25 protein-coding genes and 2 riboswitches are annotated in these 21,629 nt (G+C 42.6%); of the genes, 6 read left to right on the forward strand and 19 right to left on the reverse strand.

Going from position 1 to position 21,629, the window contains the following annotated elements; all coding sequences use genetic code 11:
• Positions 1–64 precede the first annotated feature (64 nt).
• A complete protein-coding gene (locus FNK51_RS18980) occupies positions 65–850 on the forward strand; it encodes a serine/threonine protein kinase (protein WP_286178775.1) in 786 nt (261 codons plus the stop codon).
• On the opposite strand, the gene FNK51_RS26670 is transcribed toward FNK51_RS18980, so the two are convergent.
• The 17 genes from FNK51_RS26670 to FNK51_RS19060 all read right to left on the reverse strand — a co-directional run bounded on the left by FNK51_RS26670 (position 847) and on the right by FNK51_RS19060 (position 15,981).
• Complete coding sequence (locus tag FNK51_RS26670) at positions 847–1,014, reverse strand: hypothetical protein (RefSeq protein WP_181762293.1); 168 nt, start codon at positions 1,012–1,014, stop codon at positions 847–849. The two genes, FNK51_RS18980 and FNK51_RS26670, sit on opposite strands and share 4 nt — an antisense overlap.
• A 356-nt stretch (positions 1,015–1,370) precedes the next feature.
• Positions 1,371–1,643: an HU family DNA-binding protein gene (locus FNK51_RS18985; RefSeq protein ID WP_098371861.1), complete on the reverse strand. Its 273-nt coding sequence runs from the start codon at positions 1,641–1,643 to the stop codon at positions 1,371–1,373.
• 149 nt (positions 1,644–1,792) lie between these two features.
• Positions 1,793–3,310 carry a cobyric acid synthase gene (locus FNK51_RS18990; RefSeq protein WP_141994312.1) on the reverse strand — a complete coding sequence of 506 codons (1,518 nt, stop codon included), beginning with the start codon at positions 3,308–3,310 and terminating at the stop codon, positions 1,793–1,795.
• A gap of 13 nt (positions 3,311–3,323) precedes the next feature.
• Positions 3,324–3,860: a cob(I)yrinic acid a,c-diamide adenosyltransferase gene (locus FNK51_RS18995; RefSeq protein ID WP_141994313.1), complete on the reverse strand. Its 537-nt coding sequence runs from the start codon at positions 3,858–3,860 to the stop codon at positions 3,324–3,326.
• A 14-nt stretch (positions 3,861–3,874) separates the two neighbouring features.
• A complete protein-coding gene (locus tag FNK51_RS19000) occupies positions 3,875–4,438 on the reverse strand; it encodes a nitroreductase family protein (RefSeq protein WP_141994314.1) in 564 nt (187 codons plus the stop codon).
• A complete protein-coding gene (gene cobA, locus FNK51_RS19005) occupies positions 4,417–5,226 on the reverse strand; it encodes a uroporphyrinogen-III C-methyltransferase (RefSeq protein WP_098371857.1) in 810 nt (269 codons plus the stop codon). The genes FNK51_RS19000 and cobA overlap by 22 nt, the downstream gene beginning before the upstream one ends.
• 35 nt (positions 5,227–5,261) lie before the next feature.
• The gene (locus FNK51_RS19010; RefSeq protein WP_098371856.1) at positions 5,262–6,656 is read right to left on the reverse strand and encodes a cobyrinic acid a,c-diamide synthase CobB; all 1,395 of its coding nucleotides are present in this window, start codon (positions 6,654–6,656) and stop codon (positions 5,262–5,264) included.
• Positions 6,657–6,671: 15 nt separating this feature from the next.
• Positions 6,672–7,796 carry a cobalt-precorrin 5A hydrolase gene (locus FNK51_RS19015; protein ID WP_141994315.1) on the reverse strand — a complete coding sequence of 375 codons (1,125 nt, stop codon included), beginning with the start codon at positions 7,794–7,796 and terminating at the stop codon, positions 6,672–6,674.
• The gene (gene cobM / locus FNK51_RS19020) at positions 7,793–8,569 is read right to left on the reverse strand and encodes a precorrin-4 C(11)-methyltransferase (protein WP_098371854.1); all 777 of its coding nucleotides are present in this window, start codon (positions 8,567–8,569) and stop codon (positions 7,793–7,795) included. Before cobM ends, FNK51_RS19015 begins: the two co-directional genes overlap by 4 nt.
• On the reverse strand, positions 8,566–9,273 hold the full coding sequence (gene cobI, locus FNK51_RS19025; RefSeq protein WP_098371853.1) for a precorrin-2 C(20)-methyltransferase: 708 nt from the start codon (positions 9,271–9,273) through the stop codon (positions 8,566–8,568). Before cobI ends, cobM begins: the two co-directional genes overlap by 4 nt.
• Positions 9,266–10,480 carry a precorrin-6y C5,15-methyltransferase (decarboxylating) subunit CbiE gene (gene cbiE / locus FNK51_RS19030; protein WP_098372007.1) on the reverse strand — a complete coding sequence of 405 codons (1,215 nt, stop codon included), beginning with the start codon at positions 10,478–10,480 and terminating at the stop codon, positions 9,266–9,268. Before cbiE ends, cobI begins: the two co-directional genes overlap by 8 nt.
• Positions 10,464–11,576, reverse strand: a complete 1,113-nt coding sequence (locus tag FNK51_RS19035; RefSeq protein ID WP_098371852.1) for a cobalt-precorrin-5B (C(1))-methyltransferase — start codon at positions 11,574–11,576, stop codon at positions 10,464–10,466. The genes cbiE and FNK51_RS19035 overlap by 17 nt, the downstream gene beginning before the upstream one ends.
• 5 nt (positions 11,577–11,581) lie before the next feature.
• Positions 11,582–12,229: a precorrin-8X methylmutase gene (locus FNK51_RS19040; RefSeq protein WP_098371851.1), complete on the reverse strand. Its 648-nt coding sequence runs from the start codon at positions 12,227–12,229 to the stop codon at positions 11,582–11,584.
• 12 nt (positions 12,230–12,241) lie between these two features.
• Positions 12,242–13,012 (reverse strand): precorrin-6A reductase, encoded by a 771-nt coding sequence (gene cobK, locus FNK51_RS19045; RefSeq protein WP_141994316.1) that lies wholly within the window; start codon positions 13,010–13,012, stop codon positions 12,242–12,244.
• Positions 13,009–13,923 (reverse strand): sirohydrochlorin chelatase, encoded by a 915-nt coding sequence (locus tag FNK51_RS19050; protein WP_141994317.1) that lies wholly within the window; start codon positions 13,921–13,923, stop codon positions 13,009–13,011. The genes cobK and FNK51_RS19050 overlap by 4 nt, the downstream gene beginning before the upstream one ends.
• 18 nt (positions 13,924–13,941) lie before the next feature.
• Positions 13,942–15,597, reverse strand: coding sequence for a precorrin-3B C(17)-methyltransferase (cobJ, locus tag FNK51_RS19055; RefSeq protein WP_141994318.1), 1,656 nt, complete (start codon positions 15,595–15,597; stop codon positions 13,942–13,944).
• Positions 15,598–15,612: 15 nt separating this feature from the next.
• Positions 15,613–15,981, reverse strand: a complete 369-nt coding sequence (locus FNK51_RS19060) for a (2Fe-2S) ferredoxin domain-containing protein (protein ID WP_133345724.1) — start codon at positions 15,979–15,981, stop codon at positions 15,613–15,615.
• A 150-nt stretch (positions 15,982–16,131) separates the two neighbouring features.
• Positions 16,132–16,322, reverse strand: a riboswitch (cobalamin riboswitch).
• A 201-nt stretch (positions 16,323–16,523) separates the two neighbouring features.
• A riboswitch (cobalamin riboswitch) is annotated at positions 16,524–16,719 on the forward strand.
• On the opposite strand from FNK51_RS19060, the gene FNK51_RS26675 reads away from it, so the two are divergent.
• From FNK51_RS26675 to FNK51_RS19080, 5 genes are all read left to right on the forward strand, one after another.
• The gene (locus tag FNK51_RS26675) at positions 16,703–16,873 is read left to right on the forward strand and encodes a hypothetical protein (RefSeq protein ID WP_179086154.1); all 171 of its coding nucleotides are present in this window, start codon (positions 16,703–16,705) and stop codon (positions 16,871–16,873) included. It overlaps the preceding riboswitch by 17 nt.
• A gap of 20 nt (positions 16,874–16,893) precedes the next feature.
• Positions 16,894–17,637 (forward strand): energy-coupling factor ABC transporter permease, encoded by a 744-nt coding sequence (locus tag FNK51_RS19065; RefSeq protein ID WP_098371846.1) that lies wholly within the window; start codon positions 16,894–16,896, stop codon positions 17,635–17,637.
• 1 nt (position 17,638) lies between these two features.
• Complete coding sequence (locus FNK51_RS19070) at positions 17,639–17,950, forward strand: energy-coupling factor ABC transporter substrate-binding protein (protein ID WP_098371845.1); 312 nt, start codon at positions 17,639–17,641, stop codon at positions 17,948–17,950.
• Positions 17,937–18,713, forward strand: a complete 777-nt coding sequence (gene cbiQ, locus FNK51_RS19075; RefSeq protein WP_141994319.1) for a cobalt ECF transporter T component CbiQ — start codon at positions 17,937–17,939, stop codon at positions 18,711–18,713. Before FNK51_RS19070 ends, cbiQ begins: the two co-directional genes overlap by 14 nt.
• An 18-nt stretch (positions 18,714–18,731) precedes the next feature.
• Positions 18,732–19,577: an energy-coupling factor ABC transporter ATP-binding protein gene (locus tag FNK51_RS19080; RefSeq protein ID WP_098371843.1), complete on the forward strand. Its 846-nt coding sequence runs from the start codon at positions 18,732–18,734 to the stop codon at positions 19,575–19,577.
• A gap of 112 nt (positions 19,578–19,689) precedes the next feature.
• Here FNK51_RS19080 and FNK51_RS19085 read toward each other — a convergent pair whose 3' ends face one another.
• Complete coding sequence (locus tag FNK51_RS19085) at positions 19,690–19,908, reverse strand: YozQ family protein (RefSeq protein WP_098371842.1); 219 nt, start codon at positions 19,906–19,908, stop codon at positions 19,690–19,692.
• Positions 19,909–20,090: 182 nt separating this feature from the next.
• Positions 20,091–21,518, reverse strand: a complete 1,428-nt coding sequence (locus FNK51_RS19090; protein ID WP_098371841.1) for an alanine/glycine:cation symporter family protein — start codon at positions 21,516–21,518, stop codon at positions 20,091–20,093.
• Between the last annotated feature and the right edge of the window lie 111 nt (positions 21,519–21,629).

Consider the following 21,629-nt stretch of genomic DNA (forward strand, 5'->3'; position numbering starts at 1 on the left):
CAGCTTAATGAATAATGGTCTTTTTCGACTCGAATATATGAAAGTGGTGAGGGAAGTTTCAATTTTGCGTTCCTTAAGAAAGATCTACCAATTCTTTGTGGATATTCCTTTTAAAAAAGGAGTGGTTTTGAATGACCGTTACGAGGTGAAAACTGTAATCGGTACAGGAAGCTACGGTATTGTTTACCTTTGCGATGATTTGAAAATGAATGAAAATAAAGTGATCAAGCAGCTCCGGAAAAGTAAACGCCGCAGCAAAAAAGAACTGAGACAGTTTGAAAATGAAATCTCCATATTACAAAAGTTAAACCACAAAAACATCCCCAAATTTCACGAGAAATTTTCACATGACGGAAATGTATATTTTGTGATGGATTTTATAGAAGGGGATAATTTAGAAGACCATATTTTCTTGAATCAATTAACGTTCAATGAGAAAGAGTCTCTATTTTTTCTGGATGAGCTGGCCGGTTTAGTATCTTATCTACATGACCATGACATTTGCCATCAAGATTTACGTATTCCAAATATTTTACTTAAGAACCATCAGCCCATTTTGATAGACTTTGGTTTGTCCAAAATGATCAATTCGGCCGATCTCGCAAAAGACTCCATTTTACAGCTGAAAAGGCAGGATTTTTACGACTTGGGGGAAATACTTCTATATGTACTTTATACGACATACGCTTCCAAAAGTAAAAAGGCTCTTCCTTGGACAGAAGAGCTTTCGTTAGAAAAAGAAACCGTGCATATACTGAAAAGGTTATTAAGCATCCAAGAACCTTATTCAGATATTAAAGAAATCTCAATGGACCTGCAGGCTGCATTGAAGTCAAAGAAATTGAATTAGCTGCTGCTGCCACGCCCCTTTCTCTTGTAGCGGTCACTTCCACTCATGGGATACCTTTTATACCCTCGGCTGCTGCTGCTGCTGCCTCGGCGATAATGACCATTTCTTCGCTCACTGCTTCCTTGGGAAAGTTGTTTGATTTTTTTCATTATTTTCTTCAGCATTTATTTCACCTCTTTTATTTTGGTTTTAAAGCTTGTTATTCATTTAGCCTAACATAGTCACAGTATAAACCTTATTAATAAGTACTATAATTTTTTTTCATTTGTGTTACATTCCATTACTGCTTATTTTTTTCATGGAGTCGGCATATTTCATAGTTGATCAAATGAAAAATGGCCTATAAAAGACAACCAATTAAAGAGACGCTTAATGGCCTTTTCAAAAAAATATCTTGCCTCACCAGATGACAAACCGTTTTTTATCTTTCCATTAAAGATTAACCGGGTTAATTGAAAGTACAGTAAACAGAAAAAACCTGGCGAACATTGCATCGCCAGGTTTTTTCTTCGTTCATCATTTATTTTACAGCTTCTTTTAATTCCTTACCTGCTTTAAAAGCAGGTACTTTACTAGCTGCAATTTGTATTTCTTCGCCAGTTTGCGGGTTTCTTCCTGTACGGGCAGCACGGTCACGCACTTCAAATGTACCAAAACCAACTAATTGGATTTTTTCTTCTTTAGCAAGTGTAGCCGTGATTGTTTCAAACAATGCATCCACAACTTTTTTTGCTTCGTCTTTTGTCAGTTCAGCTTGTGCTGCAACACTGCTCACTAATTCTGTTTTATTCATATGAACACCTCATCCTTTTATTTTGTATAAAGTATGTAGAGAAGACAACATAACATATCTTGTATGCCTCTGTCACTTATTATGGCTAAATAAAAGGAATTGTAGCTCTAAATTGATCTTTTTTGAAGTTAAAAGGGCTTTGATTAACATTAATTTTCTGCAGTTTCCAGCTGCAGCCATTGATAGATGGTATCCATATCAATGTTTTCCTCCAAATGGGATGCCAAGAGATTGTACGCTTCCTCCCTACGCTCCGAGTCGCTTTGGACGTTTTCCTTCACTTCTTCCAACCCCTTGTTCCGTCGAATTTGGTTAACTAGTATTCTAGTGAACAGGCGATTATGGAATATCCCATGAAGATATGTTCCCATTACTTTGTTGTCATTGGAAATGGCTCCATCCTCTCTTCCATCCTTCAATAAAAGAAAGGGCCTTACTTGCGACTTCAATGTCGTTCTGCCCAAATGTATTTCGAAACCGTTAAGATTCATTTGACCTTCCATTATCCCGGCAGAAAGGACACCTTCCATTTGTACCGTTTTCTTTTCTGCTTGAAATACGGTTTCCACCGGAAGAAGCGAGAGCCCATCTGCGTTCTCACCGTCACCTTCGACCGCGTCAGGATCGAAAAGTTTAGTCCCTAGCATTTGAAAACCACCGCATATGCCAAATATCATCGTTCCTTGTTTCCGCAATTCATTGATGGCCCGATCCATCCCCATACGATTCAACCACTTTAAATCTTCCATCGTGTTTTTTGTACCAGGCAAAATAAGCAGATCGGGATTACCTATCTCATGGACACTGCTTACTAGGCGGACACCTACTCCGGGTTCATCAAAAAAAGGATCCACATCTGTAAAATTGGAGATCCGTGGAAATCTCAAGACGGCTACATCGATCGGAAACTCAGCCTTTTTAGGTTTTTTAAAACGCAAGGAAGAGAGGGCAAGTGAATCTTCCGCTTCAATATTCACGTCAAGATAGGGCAGCACCCCGAGAACCGGAATCCCGGTTTCCTTTTCCACCCATTCAATGCCATCGTCCAACAATTCACGCATGCCACGAAATTTATTGATGATGATCCCCTTTACACTATCTCGTTCATCTTGATCCAATAAAGCAAGTGTGCCGATGATGGACGCAAATACTCCACCACGATCAATATCGGCCACCAAAATGACAGCCGCATCCGTGAGTTTAGCCATTCGCATATTCGCTATATCCCGGTCCTTAAGGTTAATTTCAGCCGGACTTCCTGCCCCTTCGAGTACGATGATGTCATAGTCTTCTTGAAGTTTTTCGACCGATTTACGGATGATGGGCATGGCTTCCTGGACAAATTGGGACCGATAGCTTTTTGCATTCATATCAAGAAAATGCTTTCCGTGCACGATGACTTCCGAAACCATATCCTGCTTCGGTTTCAGTAATATCGGATTCATATCGGTCGTTGCCGTGATCCGTGCTGCTTCCGCCTGTACTCCCTGAGCCCGTCCGATTTCACCGCCATCCAAGGTTACATAAGAATTCAAAGCCATGTTTTGTGATTTGAATGGGACGACACGTAATCCTTTATTGGAAAATACCCGGCAAAATGCCGTACAAATCAAACTTTTCCCTACATCAGACGACGTCCCTTGTATCATGATGGATCGTGCCTTCATTACGCTCACCCCCTTAAAACTCTAATCCTTTGACAGCGCCGATGCCCTCGTCATAATAATGCTTGGTCGCCTCAATCGATGAAACCAAATCGGCCATTTCCATAAGCTCTGGCTTGGCATCCCTGCCGGTAATGACTACATGCATATGAGCGGGACGATTTCGAATCGCATCGATGACTTCAGTCAATGGCAAGACATCTTCAATCGGGAATTTGGAAATCGCCAATGCATTGTTCAACTCATCCAAAACAAGTAAATCAATGCCGGGATCACTAAGGGCCAGTCTCGCCTTTTCCCAAGCCAACGATAATGCGTTGCGATGCTCTTCTGGAGTTTTGGTCCATGTAAAACCAATACCTAGCTGCTCCATTTCAACTCCTAATTTTTTCAAAGCCAATGCTTCCCCATATGTACGCTCTGGAGATTTTATGAACTGAAGGTATTTGACATTCATTCCTCTGCCGATTGCCCTCAAAGTCACCCCTAATGAGGCAGTCGTCTTCCCTTTCCCGTTTCCTGTATAAATAAGCATTAATCCTCTGCGTGCCACTCACTCACCTACCTTCATAGCCAAACTGTTTTTTCTATGTATGAAGTCCTTTTAGTAGCAGGAACCGGTTGATCGCCTTTAGGGTATCCGACAAAAATGGTGCCGATCACTTTTTTGTTTTCCGGTGAACCGATAAATTCGTGCAGGCGTTCATCCCTGACAAGACCCACTCCTCTAGTGCGCCAAACGAAGCCGAGACCAAGTTCTTTTGCGGCAAGCCACATCGAATGAACGGCACAACAAGAAGCAAATACATTGTCTTCGGATGAATCTGGATCATCAGGCAAAATATCGGCAGTCACGACAATGATTAGCGGTGTCGTCTTTACAACTTCCAGTGAACTTTCAATCAATTTTGGTTTGGTCGGGAAGCGTTCATGTAAATACCTTTCTGCCAATCTTTCATAACGGTGCTTCGCTTCTCCCTTGATTACATAAAAACTCCAAGGTTCACGCAATCGGTCGTTAGGGGCATAGGTAGCCGCTTCCAATAGCTGCCTGATTTTTTGGTCTTCCACTTCTTTTTCTTCGTAATTCCTTATTGCCCTGCGTTCCTTCAATTCTTGAATGATGGACATTCCGACTCATTCCCTTCAATTATGGACTTTGAATCAATCACTCTTTCAAACCATTGGATTTTTTCTCTTAATTGGACGACATCCCCTACTAGAAAGATTGATGGATTTTGAATTTCTTCTTTTATAGCCTTCAAAGAAATCGAATTCAAAGTACCGGTAATCGTCCTTTGTTTATCAGTCGTGCCCCATTCAATGACAGCCACTGGCGTATTGCCGTCCCTGCCATGCTCCATCAATTTTTCACAGATAAACGGCATATTACCTATTCCCATATAAAAGGCGATAGTATCGATTCCCTGAGCCAATGCCTGCCAATTCAGGTTATCCTGCCCCTTGTAATCACGGCCATGGCCTGTCACAATCGCATAACTTGAGGCATGATCACGGTGGGTCACCGGGATGCCCGCATAAGCCGGTGCTGCGATTCCCGCTGTGATTCCTGGGACGATATCATATTCAATCCCGTTAGCAGCCAGTATCTCTGCTTCCTCACCGCCCCGCCCAAAGACAAACGGATCTCCACCCTTCAGACGGGTAACGTTTTTCCCCTGTAAGGCTTTTTCCACTAAAAGTTCATGTATTTCATTTTGAATGAGATGATGTTTCCCTGGTGATTTCCCGCAATACACCAGTTCTGCATCTTCTTTTGCATAAGTTAATAATTCTGGATTGACAAGCCTGTCATATGCAATGACATCCGCCTTTTGGATACATTCCAGTCCATATACCGTAATCAGTTTCGGATCTCCAGGACCCGCACCGACCAGATGAACTTTTCCCGGTTTCATGCTCGCGCCTCCTCTTAATCTTCGTAAAATATCTTCTACTTGTTGATAGTTTCATGGGCAGATCTGTTTTTTTGTTTTAAGCAAGCATCGATCCAGTTCTTTGCAAGTGTTGGATTGGAAGCAAAATGAAAGTGAGTATACCCAGCAACAAGGTTACCCAATACACACCCCTCTTGTTTCGACCCGAATCTGCCTTTGGCTTCATAAGCATGTGTAAGATCATCATCCGCTTCGAATGTCGAGTAGTGGAATTCATGTCCTTTTGCCTGCTCCATTTCATTGATCAAAAAATTGCCTGGAGTTCCTGTAATTTCTCGATACCCAAGTGCTGCAAGTTTTTTCTGCATTTTAATCCTGCCCGGTATAATACCTGCCATCTGATGCGTTTCTTTGGAAGTTGTTTCAATCGATTTGCTCAAAAACATGAAACCGCCACATTCCGCTAGAGTCGGCATCCCCTTTTCAATGGAGCTTCTGATGGATTTGATAGCACCCACGTTACCGGAAAGTTCAGCTGCAAATTCCTCAGGAAAACCGCCTCCAAGGTATAAACCATCAGCATCCAATGGAACTTCATCCCCTTTTAATGGAGAAAAATACTTGATGTTCGCCCCAAATGCTTCAAGCAACTCAAGGTTTTCCTGATAATAAAAATTGAAGGCTGCATCTTTTGCGACGGCAATGCACACTTCCTTTTCATTTTGGGGTTGAAATATATTTGAGTTTCCACTGGAAACGGAGCTTGTCTTGGATAAACGGTACAACTGATCGATATCGATCGTTTCCATGACTAATTGTGCAAGCTTATCGAAAAACGGATTTAGTTCCCCGCGTTCAATAGCAGGAATTAAACCCAAATGACGGCTTGGAATATCAATATCCATTTCCCGCTTCATATAACCCAGCACCGGTACATCACACTCTTGCTCAATGGCTGATTTGACAATTTTGTAATGCCCTTCACTTCCCACTTGATTGGCAATTACACCAATGATGTCCGGACCGGTCGAAAAGTCCTGAAATCCTTTTACGATGGCAGCTGCACTCCGTGCCATGCTGGCACAGTTGACTACCAACAGGACAGGGCTTTGCGTGATGATGCTGATTTCAGCCGTCGATCCTGTATTGGATAAAGGACTTTTGCCATCGAAGAAGCCCATGACTCCTTCGATGATCGATATATCAGCTCCGGTACCTGCTTTGGTAAGAATTTCTCGGACAGTGTCATGTTCGAACATCCAACTGTCAAGATTGCGTGAAATCCGTCCTGTAACGGCTGTATGATAAGTAGGGTCAATATAGTCAGGACCACATTTAAACCCTTGCACAGTATAGCCTTTCTTCTGGAGGGCTGCCATGATTCCGATGGTCAATGTCGTTTTACCGACACCGCTTCCGGTACCCGCAATTACCAATCTTCTATCGTTCATATTACTTCTCCCTCCTTAAAAAGGAATGATCCCCACTGAAATGGTTACGTTCCCCGATTTTTTCTTAACCAGCTCCAATTGTTCAGCTTTAGTATAAATCCTCACAGCCGGTTCACTTACACCATATGCACCCGTGTATTTAAATACTGTTTCTGATGGCGCTTCGATTTTAGCTTGATTAAGCTCTTCCGGTTCAAAATGCACGAATTCCCAGCCATATTTTTCGACCACTTCAATCAAGCCGATTTCGTCTTTCTTTAAGGAAATTGTACAGATCGCTTTAACGCTTTTTAGGGAAAATGATAATTCCGCTAGTGTTTCTGCAATCACCTGCTCAATTTCAGCTGCCGCTGTTCCCCTATTGCACCCGATACCGAGAGCAATGACTTTTGGACGATATACGATCCCATTTTCAAGGATCCTCTTTTCCGACTGGCTAAGGATACGGTGAGTTACGACCAGCGCTGCTTGCGGCTTTGCGTGAAGCGCTTCTTCAATGGATGGATATACGATTATCCGTTCAGGTAATGCCGTTTCATAAGTCCACCAATTCCGTTCACCTGATTCCTGTACAACGGCAACATGCTCTTCATTTACAACGGACGCACTTACTGGCGTCAATTTTTCTGCAGAATCCCAAATCCAGCCGAAGCGCTGGCCGAATAAGTCGACAGGAATCGTTTTTTGTACATCTGAAGCGGTGGTGATTATAGCTCTTGCGTCAAGGGCTGCAGCAACTTCCTTAGTCAGTTCATTCGCTCCTCCCAGATGCCCTGACAGTACACTGATAACATTTTCCCCTTTATCATCAATGACAACGACACCCGGATCCGTTTTCTTATCCTTCAAAATTGGTGCAATCATCCTGACTACTGCGCCGAGTGAAATAATTAAGATGATTCCTTTATATTCCTTGAATAAAGCTGGTAATAGCATACGGACACTGCCCGAAAAAAGCTGGATCTGTTTATGCTCTTCGTCCCCTTTTTCAAACTTGCTCATGTAATATAGATCGGAATTCGAAAAAGCAGTATGTAATTTTCGTGCCAGCTCGACACCATGCTTTGTAATCGCCACGATCGCATAAGTATGAAACCGTTTAATGGGAGCAAGTTCCGCTTCTTTCAGTTCAATGATCATGGCTTAACACCTTTTCTGAAACCGTGGGTAAAACTCGCATCATATAATTTGGAACGGTATTCATCTTTATCATGAATGGTAGGGTCTAACGCCCATCCAGCCAAAATCATCGCATGCTTGCGGATACCATTTTGACGCATATCATCATCCAAGTTCACTAACGTGGTACGAACGATTTTTTGGTCCGGCCATGTTGCCCTTTGAATGACTGCTACCGGAGTATCATCCTTCCAACCGGCTTCCTGGAGTTCTTTAACGATTTTTTTGGTCAAGGTCGCACTCAAGAAGAGGGCAATCGTACAGTGGTGACTTGCCAAATCACGTAGCTTCTCAAATTCCGGAACAGGCGTACGTCCTTCAGCCCTCGTCAATATGAGTGTCTGAGTTAAATCAGGGATGGTCAGCTCTGCTCCTATTGCCGCTGCTGAGGCGAATACCGAACTTACGCCAGGGATCACCTCATAACCAATACCCTCTTTCTTCAAAAGGACAATTTGTTCCATGATTGCACCGTACATGGCAGGATCACCTGTGTGGATTCTAGCAACCATCTTTCCTTCTTTAACACGCTCAACCATGATGCCAACAATTTCCTCCAAATGCATTCCAGCCGTTTTTAGCACCTCGGCCTCGGGTTTTGCCTTTGCAATCAATTCTTCATTCACTAATGAATCCGTATATAAAATCACATCAGCCGTTTGGAGAATGTTCAATCCTTTTACAGTAATCAAATCCGGGTCACCCGGGCCAGCACCTACAATATATATCTTCATTTTCTCACCACCATCAATGTTAAGTATTCTAGTTCAAGTCCTTCCAATTCACTCACTTTCCAAATCACTTCTTCATCCGAAGTGACTTTGGTTACGACCGAGGCCTTTTCAAGCAAGTCCAAATCTTTTAAAACGGTAATCATTAAATCGATGACCTTTGCGACTTTGATGAACACAACTGCATCATGATCTTCGATCGCCTTCTTCATCGCTTCATAGTCATCCCTTGCAGGAACTATCGCAACATGATCATCACCATCAGCCAAAGCGATGCCCAGCCTTGACGCTGACCCATTAAACGAAGAAATGCCCGGGACTGTCTTGATTTCTACTTCGGGATGCAACTCCTGCATCAATTTCATCATATGTATGAACGTACTATATAAAAGCGGATCGCCTTCCGTAACGAAAGCAACATCTTTACCTTCATTTAATTTTTGCCAAACTTTTTCAACCGTTCCGTTCCATTCCCGATCCAAAATCGCTTGATCTTTCGTCATCGGAAAAACTAGTCCCAGCATATCCTTCTCTTCAGGACGAATGTAAACTTCAACAATGCGATGGGCGTAGCTTTTACTCCCTTTTCTTTTTTTTGGATACGCAATGACCGGAGATTCCTGAATCACGCGAAATGCCTTTACTGTAATAAGCTCTGGATCGCCCGGGCCCACGCCAAGGCCATATAATGTACCAAGATTACTCATTCATGTCTTCCTTTCGTTGTGCAGTAATTATATACACCGGATTAAGCGGAACAAATCTGTTCATTCCCAATATTGGCTTACTTCTGGAGATTTGGGCATGCATGATGGAAGTGTGAAAACCAGCTTCAGCAAATGCCTCATTAGCCCGGTAAAGATTCTCAATCGTCGCAGCATTTAGAACGATCCTGCCGCCTTCTTTTAGCCGTTTGCAGCATGTACTGATTAGATCTACCATTTCGCCGCCAGTCCCTCCAATGAAAATTGCATCAGGATCCGGAAAAGTTTCCAGTCCCTGCGGAGCTTTTCCATGAATAGCAGTTATATCAGTACGAAATTTACGCTGGTTTAAATAACAGTTATCTAAATCAGGCTCATTTTTTTCAATTGCGAAAATTTGGCCTTCGGATGCAAGCTTGGCCGCTTCAATTGCCATTGAGCCCGTACACGTCCCAACATCCCAAACGGTGCTGTTTTTCCGGAGTTTCAACGCATGCAGGCTTAATACCCGAATTTCCTTTTTGGTTATGAGGCCTTTATCCGGTTTACGCTGCGAAAATTCTTCATCTTCTATCCCCAAGGACCAGCTTGGACCTTCTGATTTTCTTTTCAAAATGACGACATTCAACGGGGAGAATTCCCGCTCCATCATTTCTTCAAGTTCATACCAGCCAGAGTCTTCGGTTTCTCCTTGAAGATTTTCAGCCACAAATGCCCGGTATTCAGTCATTCCGAATGAAATGAGATATTTAGCAAGTTGATTTGGACTATTTTCGATGTCAGTAAGCAAAGCTACTTTCGCTTTTCCATCAATCCTTTGGGCCAGCCCTTTCATACTGCGGCCATGAACACTAACTAGGAAGGCATCTTGCCAGCTTTCACCCATTTTTGCAAAAGCAAGCTGAATTGAACTGAAATATGGGTAAACCTCTATGTTGATTTTGCTAGAAAGATAGCCTCCCATTCCATAAAACAATGGGTCACCGGAAGCTAAGACAACTGTTGGACGAGTTTCATCCTGCAGTTGTTCCACCACCTTTTTCAAACCGCCCTTTATGACAATCTTCTTGCCAGTATAGTTCGGGAAAAACGATAAGACCCGCTCACCTCCGACCAGCACTTCACTTTCTTCTATCCATTGGGCATATTGGGGCAGTAAGCTTTCCTGACCGTTATCCCCTATCCCGATTAATTTAATCGATTGACTCAATTCCAACAGCCCTTCCCAGTAATTGTCCTTTCAACGAATAAATCGCCGTTTCCATTTCAATTCCGCCCTTCACTTGCTTTATGGCAGAGTGACAGCAGGATTCACATAGTTTATTAAAAAAATCAAAATTATTTATCGCTGACATCATGTCCCCGACTTGTGACGCTGTGTTTGCATTCTTGATTTCAAGAACAAGATCATCTTCAGCTCCGACGCTTTGGGCTATTTCCGATAGAAAACCGAAGTCGACCGGCGCACTTTTTGAATGCACCATCATCACACCTTGGGCCACTTTGGAGAATTTCCCCATCATGCCGACCAGTGATACCTTTTTAATTCCCTGCCTCTTACATTGCTTAAGTGAGAAGCCCACAAAGTCACCCATTTCAATAAAGGCTTCCTCAGGTAAATCCTGGAGAAGGCCCATCGCATACTTTTCACTGCGCCCGCCAGTAGTTAAGACAAGATGCTCGCACCCACTCGCTTTGGCGACACTGATAGCCTGGACGATGCTTGCCATATAGGCTGAACTGGAAAAAGGGACGACAGTGCCCCTTGTTCCTAAAATGGAAATGCCCCCCACAATCCCTAAGCGGCCATTTAATGTTTTTTTCGCTATTTCTTCACCTGCTGGCACGGAAATGACGACTTTCACTCCTCTATTGATCTTAAATTCTTCCAATGTTTGTTTCACAGTGGTTAAAATCATTTTGCGCGGTACAGGATTAATGGCCGCTTCTCCTACAGGAACAGGAAGCCCGGGTTTGGTCACACGACCCACACCTATCCCCCCATCCAGGATAATCCCAGGTGCATCAGACCAGCTGACAGTAGAGATAATATGTGCCAGATGGGTGGCATCGGGATCATCTCCGGCATCTTTGATCGTTTCAGCACTAACCGCATTTTCCGATATATCATATTTCTCAATAGTGAAAGTGGCATCTCGCCCGATGGGCAAGGAAATCGTGGCTTCCTCAAGTGCATCCCCCGTGATCAATGCAGTCAATGCCGCTTTAGTCACGGCAGTCGAACATGCCCCTGTCGTATACCCATGACGCATTTGTGAGGGGTCTTTTTTTACTTTCTTTTCCATGATTTTTAACTATCAGCTAAAAGGGAAATCGCGTTCAATGCAGCAACAGTGACAGTACTTCCACCTTTTCGGCCAATATTCGTAATGAATGGAATTTCCGTGATCTTAGCGAGTTCCTCTTTCGATTCTGCTGCAGAAACAAACCCAACAGGCATTCCAATGATTAAGTCCGGTTTTGCAATCCCTTCTTTAATAAGGCGAATGAGCTCAAGTAAAGCTGTAGGTGCATTGCCAATGGCATAAATGCCCCCTTCATTTTCCTTTACGGCTTTTTGCATCGAAATGATCGCCCTTGTCGTATTCAAACGTTTTGCTTCGACCATCACATCCGGATCTGAAATATAGCAATGAACGTCCCCGCCGTGTTTTTGAAATCTTTTTTTGCCTGTACCGCTCTCGATCATTTGCACATCCGCAATGACATGTCTACCTTTGCGAATTGCTTCCACACCAGCTTGAATGGCATTTGGATGGATGATGACACTTCTTCCCAATTCAAAATCCGCTGAAGCATGAATGACCCGGCGTACGATCTTCCATTCATCTTCAGAAAAATCATGATTGCCCATTTCTTCGGCTATGATCGAGAAGCTATAATCATATATTTTGTCTGGGTCTACCGTTAGTGGTTTAAAATCCGTTTTAAAATCCATCTTGCATTCCTCCTATTTTTCATTTAGCTGTTTATTCAACTCGGCGATGACATGATCAAAACTGGAATGAACATTTTGATAGTCAATATCCGGTCGCGATATCATAATCGTTTCTATTCCACATTCCAACGCGGCTTCCAATTTCTCATCAACCGCACCGACCTTGCCACTTTCTTTCGTTATCATCAATGTGACGCCATACTGTTCATATAGAGCTTTATTTAATTCTTTGGAAAATGGACCTTGAATCGCAACGATATTTTTTTGTTCAATGCCCAGCTGCGCACATTTTTCCATATTGTCCATGCGTGGCAGCATTCTCGCTATGACTCTGGTATTCTCGAGCCCTAGCAATTCTTTTGCGAACACGGCTAGGGTTTTACTTCCGGTCGTGAGCATGATGACTCCCCGTTTCGCAGCGGCAAGTTTGGCAGCTTCTTCATAATCACGGACAACTATCAATTTATCATTCTGAAACCGTTGACTTTCACGCTCATAACGAATATAAGGGACATTTGCTGCCTTTGCTCCGTTAAGGGCGTTTTTGGATGCTTCTTCGGCAAATGGGTGACTTGCATCAACTACAGCCTGAAAACCTTTTTCAGAAATTAAAGATGTCATATCCTCTGCAGTTAATCGGCCAATCCGGGTGGATATGCCTGCATCTTGCAAACTTTTAGCCGCCGACCCGGTTACAACAGTTGCCAAAACCTTGAATCCCACCTGCTGCATCTCAATAGCTAATTCCCTTGCATCACTTGTACCCGCCAAAAACAAAATCATTTTGACGTCCCCACCACTTGCCCATCGTGATCGTGGTGATGGTCGTGGTCGTGATGGTGATCGTGATGGTGATCGTGGTCGTGATGGTGATGATGGTGGGCATGCCCATGTTCCTCGACATGTTTACGATAGTTTTCCAAATCACGTGCCCCGCTTGATCTGCCTTCACTAGCTTCAATTACACGTTCTTGCAGAATGTTCTGTAATGTTGGATGATATCCAAAATACTTCGCCAAAATGAATTCTTGATCTTGATATAGCTCTTGATAGCCTTTCAGCATATCCTCCATTCTTTCCATCAACACCCCTGTGAAGAGGAAATATGGCAGCATCACTACTTTTTTTGCCCCTAAGCGGGTGCATCGCTCAATGCCTTCATCAACGTGCGGGTCCGTTACACCCATGAAAGCTGTTTCGACCCATTTAACGTTTAATTTTTCCCATAATAATCGTGAAATTTTATATATATCACTATTTGCATCAGCATCACTGCCACCTCGGCCAATTAGCAATATTGCTGTCTCAGCATGTTCAGAGGTTGTATCGAATCCCGCTTCCTCAAGACGGTCTGTCAGGATTGTCAATACATCATGGTGGACCCCGATCGTTTGGCCATATGTGAATTTCACTTCTGGATACTTTGTTTTCCCATCTTCTATTTCAGCTGGGATATGTAATTTCGAATGACCTGCATGCAACAAAATGATCGGTATGACGATAACTTCAGTAGCCCCTCGTTTTACACAATTATCAATGCCTTTGGATATATTCGGTGCCGCAAATTCCAAGAAGCACGTTTCTACAAGGAAGCGCTCATCCAATGCCGGAATCATATTTTCAATAAAATGAAGGACTTCTTCGTTTCCCGAAGCCAAGCGGCTTCCGTGTCCTACGAACAAAACTGCTTTCATTTACTTTCCCCCTCTTGATTAGTCTTCACAAGGCGCAGGCTCTATGTTTATTTTTGGAGCGATGTCCTGATAAGAAAAATTCTGTATCTTTTTCGAACGTTTGAAGTATTTAAAAAGCCGCTCATTTGGATGGGCATTTTGCTTATACTCCGCGACAATGTCCGTAATCAGTTCAACAAGCTGTTCCGGTTCAATGCCTTCCGCAACCGGCTGACCTGGATGGGCTGTTCTTCCAACCGGTTTAGCTCCAAGAAATAAGTCGAACTTCCCTTTTCGGAAGACAATCCCGATATCATCCATCACAGCACTATAACAAGCCATCCCACACCCATTAAAACCGATGTTAAGTTCCTTGGGCATTTTCATTCCGCCAAGCACCCGATGTATTTCATCCGCATAAGGAATGGATTCCGTTTTTTCACCATCACAGAAATCACAGGCTTTTAATGTCAGTACATCTCCAATCGGCGATAATAGAAAGTTTGCTGATTGCAATTTCCCCGTAATGACATCCGGATCCGTTGTCGGAATCTTTAATACGATTTTATGATTTGGCGTGTATTCCATCGTGCCCTTTTCCCCGACAACTTCCGCAAGTGTCATCATTTGTTTGGGAGTGAATTGTTTATTCGCCACACCTGGACTAACGGCAAGTTCGAATACCGACTCCATTTTTTGCTGAACAATTGGCTCAATGGATTGCTGAACGGTTTGACCCTTGACTCTTGACAGTGCTTCCATTGCCATTTCAAAGGAAGCTGGCTTCTTTTCTGGTGCTTTTGTAAGTAATCCAACTCCTCCAGCGGATTCGATGAAGACTTCTTGTACAGAATCGGCTTCTTGATCTAATGCCCACGGTTCCGCTTCTTTTTGCAGACGCTGATGCGGCTTCAATGGTTGCTTTTCCGAATTCAAAGTATATTTCCTCTGATAGCCTCTTGGTGTGATGATTTTGTCATCATATAAAAAGGTGGATGAATTACCAATAATGACGGTGGTCAACATTCCAATATCGTGATTCAACATATCTTTCAAATTGGTTATGACAATATCCTGCCTATCGCGATAAGCACTTTTCACCAACCCGACAGGTGTATCGGGCGAACGGTAGCGAAGGAGAATGTTCTGTGTTTCAACAATTTGCCTGGTCCGCCTGCCGCTGCGCGGATTATACAGGGCAATGACAAAGTCTGCCATTGCAGCTGCTTCAACCCTTTTAGCGATCAGTTCCCAAGGAGTTAAATGATCACTGAGACTGATCGTACACGAATCGTGCATGACTGGTGCCCCAAGTAAAGATGCACAAGAGTTGATTGCCGAAATGCCAGGAATGACTTCAATGCCCACTCCAGTTTCTTCTTTCCAGCCTTTTTCAATCAATACTTCATAAACCAAGCCAGCCATTCCGTAAACTCCGGCATCCCCGCTGGAAATTACCGCAACTTTCTTACCCAGCTCCGCTTGTTTCACTGCTTCCTGTGCACGTGATACCTCTTCAGTCATACCCGTACTAATAATCGTTTGATCTGTGAGCAGTCCCTGAATGAGTTCAACATAAGTTTTATAACCAATGATGTAGTCACTTTCTTGAAGGGCTTCGACAGCACGTTTGGTAATGTGTTCAAAATTCCCTGGCCCAAAGCCCACGACGAATAATTTACCGTTTGTACTCATTAAGACATCTCCTTTTTACGCTTTGTTCTTTGAAATACCCGTATGAGCAGGAAAATCTGGATTCGGTGTCATTTCCCCATCATTGAATTGGTAGATCATTTGTGGAACAAACTCCCCATCATCAATATGGCTGACAATCTGGCGACCGAAATCAGGCGTTTCCACTCGATACCAGTTTCCTTGAGGATAGGCAATCACAACGCAGGCATCCTTACATCTTCCGTTACACCGTGTCCTGGTTGTATGGATTTTCAAATCCAGTCCTTTGGAAGTAATTTCATCGCGAATCGCTTGGGTTACTTCTTCCCCGCCCTTCTTCATGCAGCTGCTTCCATTACAAATCAACAGATGTGTATTTGTACCCATTAAGTTCCAAGTAGTCATCTTCTTCCTCCTGCGTTCAGGGAAAAGGCAAAATAAAAAACCTTAACATAAGAGTCAAGGTTTAAAAAAACTATATGAATGAGGAGCCCCAGGCAAGAATGCCCAATCTCCCAAAATCGTCATAGTCCTTCTACCTTTCCCTCCGAAAAGTATGATGCAATTTTAAAAGCAGGTTTCCTGGCTTACGCTTCATTTTACTTTGTCCCTTCCCGGCAACAATGCCAGTGGCTATCGACAATTTCATCAGCGTTTACAGTAGCGGGGGCTGCATCGGATTTTCACCGATTTCCCTATTATCCCTTGCTTATTCACACAAGAGCACTTTTAAAATATAATATTTGGTTTTAATATACATTTCTAACTAACTTTATCTATCATATAACAACTTTATCAAAATTCAATAGTTTATTCCGACTGTTTAGAAAAGTTTAATAGTGTATATCCTTCCCACAAGCCTTTCCTTGCAACAAACTTAGTCAAAAAAAAAATATAGTGTAGCTGGAATTATTTCTTTATGGTACACTATACGAGAATTTTCTAAATAATTACATAAGTTTTATGGTGTTGAATTTTTCGGAATTCAGCTTAAAAGGGAAGCCGGTGAAAATCCGGAGCGGTCCCGCCACTGTAAAGGGAAGTCCTATTACTTTAACTTTAATCCACTGTCAAATTAGATGGGAAGGATGTAATGGGATGATGAACCAAAGCCAGGAGACCTGCCATGAAGCGTGAAACTGTTTCAACCTACGAGGATGGGTGTGCGGATCAGGCAGAAAGGCCCATGGTTGGTTTATGCTGCAAAATTCCTGTTCATTACGCACTTCTTTCCTTTGAGAGAAGTGCTTTTTATGTTGGGCGCGCCTTTCTTCTCAAGATTGATCAGAAAAATTAAAAGTGTTGAAAGGAGAAAGAATGAAAAGAACCAATTGGAAAATTATTTATTTTGTCATTTTACTGCTTTTTGTCCCAAAAAGGGCAATGGCCATGCATATCATGGAGGGCTTTTTACCCATTGAATGGGCTATATTCTGGTGGGCCGTTACCCTTCCATTTTTAATCTTGGGTTACCGGTCCATTAGATCCAAAGTAAGGGAAAACCCAGAAACAAAAATGATGCTTGGCCTATCGGGTGCATTTGTATTCATTTTATCGGCCCTAAAGATTCCTTCCGTTACGGGAAGTTCTTCACACCCTACCGGAGTTGGTTTGGGATCCATTTTATTCGGACCATTGGCCATGAGTGTCGTTGGCTCCATCGTTCTGTTATTTCAAGCTGTTTTACTGGCTCACGGAGGATTGACGACATTAGGGGCCAATGCATTTTCCATGGCCGTTTGCGGACCGTTCATTGCTTACTTCGTCTTCAAGGGCGCAACTAAATTGGGGTGGTCTTTTTCACTTGCCGTTTTCTTGGCAGCTGCTTTTGGAGATTTGGGAACCTATGTGGTGACTTCCGTTCAACTTGCTCTTGCTTTTCCATCCGAGGTAGGAGGATTCATGGCCTCTTTCAGTAAATTTGCAGGGATTTTTGCCCTGACCCAAATTCCCTTGGCAATCAGTGAGGGGTTATTGACAGTCGTCGTGATGAATTTCTTAAAAAAATACAATCTAGGCGAATTGAAATTGCTGCGAGTTTTATCTAAGGAGGCCCGTTAACATGAAAAAAAGTTTACTGCTGCTTTTCCTGGTCGTCATTCTTGCTACCATACCGTTAATCACACAACAAGGAACGGAATTTGGCGGTGCCGATGGCGAAGCTGAAGAAGCCATCACTAAAATCCAGCCGGAATACAAGCCATGGTTCAACAGTATTTGGGAGCCGCCAGGTGCAGAAACCGAAAGCTTATTATTTGCGCTGCAAGCTGCAATCGGAGCTGGTTTCATTGGTTATTTCATAGGTGTAACGAGACAAAGAAATAAGCAAACCAAACAAGAAATTCCAGAAAAATCGAATCATGTTACTCATTGATAAATATGCCTATTTCAATGGGCTAAAGGATGTACATCCGTTGGAAAAGATGGTTTTTGCACTCTCCCTTTTGCTATTTTCGTTAACGGTAAGGGATATGACCGTTTCGCTCATCACTTTTACGGTGATGAGTGCTTTAATCATTTTTGGGGCAAAAATCCCGCTTTCTTATTATCTTAAATTACTTCTATTACCAGGATTTTTTATACTATCAGGAACAATTACCATCCTTTTTTCTTTTACAAGCAAATTTACTTCGATTTCGAATATATGGTGGTCCTGGAAGGTCGGGAACTGGCAAATTTTCATCAGCGATGACAGCATAGGTACAGTGATCAATTTGATCACTGTCGTATTAGGCAGCATCAGCTGTTTATATTTCCTTACCTTGACTACACCCATTACCGTCATCCTATCGGTGATGCGAAAACTTAAAGTGCCTTCCTTATTGGTCGATTTAATAGAGCTGACCTATCGCTTCATCTTTATTTTTTTAGATACAGCTTTGGCCATTCACCAATCACAAGCTTCACGGCTGGGGTATGGTTCGTTAAGGAAAGGCATTCGATCACTCGGATTACTAATCTCATCATTATTTTTAGGAGTATTGCAGCGCTCTGGACATTTGACGATGGCCATGAACGCAAGAGGCTATCAGGAGAACCTTTCCTATATCGAGGATACTTACACCTATTCCTCACGCAATTGGCTGATCGCGATTGTAATACTAGGAAGCTTAATCTTTATTAATGGAATTTTGTAAATTGGAGGCAAACCAAGAATGGACGAGCATATTTTTCATATAGAAGGCCTCACCCATCAATTCGCAGATGGAACGTTCGCTTTAAACGATCTTTCGCTAACGATTCAACATGGTAAAAAGATAGCGTTATTAGGCAATAATGGTGCCGGCAAATCGACTTTATTCCTGCATTTAAATGGTCTTTTACAACCTACAGCAGGAAAGATCAGATTTAAGGGCAAGAAAATGAAATATGACCGTAAAGCATTATTATCATTACGAAAGCAAGTCGGGATCGTTTTTCAAGATCCCGACTCGCAGCTCTTTTCCGCTAATGTACAACAGGATATATCGTTTGGACCGATGAATTTAGGTTGGGATAGAAATGCAGTCCAGGAGAAAGTAAATTGGGCAATGGCTGAAACGGAAGTAACCGAACTGAAAGACAGACCCACCCATTTTTTGAGCCTAGGGCAAAAAAAACGTGTCGCCATTGCAGGGGTACTCGCCATGGAACCCGATGTCTGGCTCTTGGATGAACCTACCGCTGGATTGGATCCTTATTTCTCAAAGCAGATCATGGCTCTGCTGGACAGTATCCACCACCAGGACAAAACGATAATCCTGTCAACTCATGATGTTAATTTAGCTTATCAATGGGCTGATGAAGTCGTGGTCATGAACGATGGTAAGGTCATATACCAAGGGGACCCCGTATCCGTTTTCCATGATGAAGACGTTTTGCTGCAAGCGCATCTGGAGAAGCCGTGGGTTTTTGAAATGTTTCAAGCCCTTCATCAATCAAGGGAACCTGCAGAACGGGACCTTTTCCCAAGAACGAAGGAAGAATTGCTTCAATTGTTGGAGACTGAAAGTATTTATTAATTAAGCATCCCCTAGCTCTTGTTTCATCCAAAAACTAGGGGATCAAACCGATATATCTTTAAAATAACAGGCGATAATTCTTGTTCCTAAAAAACAAAAATCTTATTATTTATTACTTTTCTTCCTCAGTTCTTTCTTTTGCAAGCTCAATATCTCTTCCGTTTACATCATCAACGACTGCTTTTATCTCGCCTTCCGCATAAGTATCCGATACTTGTTCGTGGGTTGTAGCCAGTCCAGAGGATAAATTATCTTCCCGTTTATAATCACTAACATCATATGTTCTTCCGGCAATTTCAGAAGATTCATTTTTTGATTGCTTGCTATCCATTTTTTTCACTCCTAGTTTTTTTAATTGTCCAATCATCCATTGACAGCAGTATTAAAGACAAAAGTATTTTGTGTAAAAACTGAAGCAATATTCAATAATGATAAAAAAAGGAGGGTAAAGGGAAAAAAAGCTTACAAGTAAAATCCCCTTTCAAGGACTTTACATGTAAGCTTATTGAGAGCTTAGGCTTCCTTCTTCACATCCACATTATCGGATGGGTCACCCCAACATTCCACATTCTTCAAACCTTTAATATTGTTCACATGGAAGACAGGATTTTTCCCACTTTTCTTTTGCTTTTGATAATCCGCCAGTGCAGCAAATGCAATCTTCCCTAGTAATGCTATGGCGATCAGGTTGATAATGGCCATAAGGGCCATCAGCAAGTCAGCCAGTCCCCAAACAAAATCCAGTGAGGCAAGAGAACCGAATATCACCATCCCTACGACTGCGATACGATAGATGTTTAACCAAACCTTTTTTTCATTGATGAAGCCAATGTTCGACTCTCCATAATAATAGTTGCCCACAATGGAGCTAAAAGCGAATAACAGTACAATAATGGCAAGGAAAATACCCGCCCAAGATCCCAATGCCGTTCCAAGGGCATTTTGGGTAAGGACGATTCCGTCCGTTTCCTTCGATGTATAAAGACCTGAAAACAAAATGATGAAGGCAGTCGAACTGCAAATGATGAGCGTATCGACAAAAACACCTAGTGACTGAATGAGCCCTTGTTTAACGGGATGACTGACATCTGCCGTCGCACCAGCATTAGGTGCACTACCCATCCCGGCTTCATTTGAAAATAGGCCGCGCTTGATTCCCTGCATCATGGCTGCTCCCAGTACTCCGCCAGCCACTTCTTTTATTCCATTAAATGCACTTTCAAAGATCAGAACAAAAACACCAGGTAACTCGGTAATATTCATGATGATGATAATCAACGCCACTATAACATAGGCTCCTGCCATGATCGGAACGATGACTTCAGAGACCTTTGCAACCATTTTGATCCCGCCAAAAATGATGACAGCCGTGACGATTGCCAGGATGACAGCCGTAACCCACTTTTCAATTCCAAACGATTCATTGAATGCGCTTGTAATCGTATTGGCTTGAACCGAATTGAAAGCAAGTCCAAATGTAAGCGAAATCAACACAGCGAACGTGATGCCCATCCAGCGAGCATTCAATGCTTTTTCCATATAATACGCAGGACCGCCGCGGAATGCATCCCCATCCTTGACCTTATAGATTTGAGCAAGTGTACTTTCAATGAAAGCCGAAGCAGATCCGATCAGTGCTATTAACCACATCCAGAAAACGGCTCCAGGTCCGCCCATCGTGATCGCTATGGCAACACCTGCAAGGTTACCCGTTCCCACCCGGGAAGCCGTACTAATACAAAATGCCTGAAAGGATGTCACACCTTTTTTTTCCGCAGTGGCCCCTTCACCCAATAGCCGGAACATTTCCCCTACCATTCTGAATTGAACAAACTTCGTGCGTACGGAAAAATAAAGTCCCAATCCAATTAACATAATGATTAAAATGGATGACCACAACACATCATTTGTCTCACTAATAAAATTTTCTAACATCTCCATTAAAACAAACCCCTCTACTACACTATAATTATTATTATAAAAACATATACAGCTATAATTTATTCCCCTGTTCATTGTGGAGATAAAAAAATGAAGCCATAAAAAAAAGGA

Source organism: Bacillus sp. B4EP4a, assembly GCF_006680105.1.
GTDB classification, from domain to species: domain Bacteria; phylum Bacillota; class Bacilli; order Bacillales; family DSM-1321; genus Peribacillus; species Peribacillus simplex_E.

Excerpts from the sequence above, each read along its gene's own strand:
- cobK (WP_141994316.1), bottom strand. The coding sequence starts at position 13,012 with ATGATTTTGTTTTTGGCGGGTACAAGTGATGCAAGGGAATTAGCTATT.
- cobI (WP_098371853.1), bottom strand. The coding sequence starts at position 9,273 with ATGAGTAATCTTGGTACATTATATGGCCTTGGCGTGGGCCCGGGCGAT.
- FNK51_RS26670 (WP_181762293.1), bottom strand. The coding sequence starts at position 1,014 with ATGCTGAAGAAAATAATGAAAAAAATCAAACAACTTTCCCAAGGAAGC.
- cobM (WP_098371854.1), bottom strand. The coding sequence starts at position 8,569 with ATGAAGATATATATTGTAGGTGCTGGCCCGGGTGACCCGGATTTGATT.
- FNK51_RS19090 (WP_098371841.1), bottom strand. The coding sequence starts at position 21,518 with ATGGAGATGTTAGAAAATTTTATTAGTGAGACAAATGATGTGTTGTGG.
- cbiQ (WP_141994319.1), top strand. The coding sequence starts at position 17,937 with ATGTTACTCATTGATAAATATGCCTATTTCAATGGGCTAAAGGATGTA.
- FNK51_RS19050 (WP_141994317.1), bottom strand. The coding sequence starts at position 13,923 with ATGAAAGCAGTTTTGTTCGTAGGACACGGAAGCCGCTTGGCTTCGGGA.
- FNK51_RS18990 (WP_141994312.1), bottom strand. The coding sequence starts at position 3,310 with ATGAAGGCACGATCCATCATGATACAAGGGACGTCGTCTGATGTAGGG.
- FNK51_RS18985 (WP_098371861.1), bottom strand. The coding sequence starts at position 1,643 with ATGAATAAAACAGAATTAGTGAGCAGTGTTGCAGCACAAGCTGAACTG.
- FNK51_RS19040 (WP_098371851.1), bottom strand. The coding sequence starts at position 12,229 with ATGGATTTTAAAACGGATTTTAAACCACTAACGGTAGACCCAGACAAA.
- FNK51_RS19065 (WP_098371846.1), top strand. The coding sequence starts at position 16,894 with ATGAAAAGAACCAATTGGAAAATTATTTATTTTGTCATTTTACTGCTT.
- FNK51_RS19060 (WP_133345724.1), bottom strand. The coding sequence starts at position 15,981 with ATGACTACTTGGAACTTAATGGGTACAAATACACATCTGTTGATTTGT.
- FNK51_RS19085 (WP_098371842.1), bottom strand. The coding sequence starts at position 19,908 with ATGGATAGCAAGCAATCAAAAAATGAATCTTCTGAAATTGCCGGAAGA.
- FNK51_RS19035 (WP_098371852.1), bottom strand. The coding sequence starts at position 11,576 with ATGGAAAAGAAAGTAAAAAAAGACCCCTCACAAATGCGTCATGGGTAT.
- FNK51_RS19080 (WP_098371843.1), top strand. The coding sequence starts at position 18,732 with ATGGACGAGCATATTTTTCATATAGAAGGCCTCACCCATCAATTCGCA.
- cobA (WP_098371857.1), bottom strand. The coding sequence starts at position 5,226 with ATGAAACCGGGAAAAGTTCATCTGGTCGGTGCGGGTCCTGGAGATCCG.
- FNK51_RS19070 (WP_098371845.1), top strand. The coding sequence starts at position 17,639 with ATGAAAAAAAGTTTACTGCTGCTTTTCCTGGTCGTCATTCTTGCTACC.
- FNK51_RS19015 (WP_141994315.1), bottom strand. The coding sequence starts at position 7,796 with ATGATCATTGAACTGAAAGAAGCGGAACTTGCTCCCATTAAACGGTTT.
- FNK51_RS19010 (WP_098371856.1), bottom strand. The coding sequence starts at position 6,656 with ATGAACGATAGAAGATTGGTAATTGCGGGTACCGGAAGCGGTGTCGGT.
- FNK51_RS19000 (WP_141994314.1), bottom strand. The coding sequence starts at position 4,438 with ATGTCCATCATTCAAGAATTGAAGGAACGCAGGGCAATAAGGAATTAC.
- cobJ (WP_141994318.1), bottom strand. The coding sequence starts at position 15,597 with ATGAGTACAAACGGTAAATTATTCGTCGTGGGCTTTGGGCCAGGGAAT.
- FNK51_RS26675 (WP_179086154.1), top strand. The coding sequence starts at position 16,703 with ATGAAGCGTGAAACTGTTTCAACCTACGAGGATGGGTGTGCGGATCAG.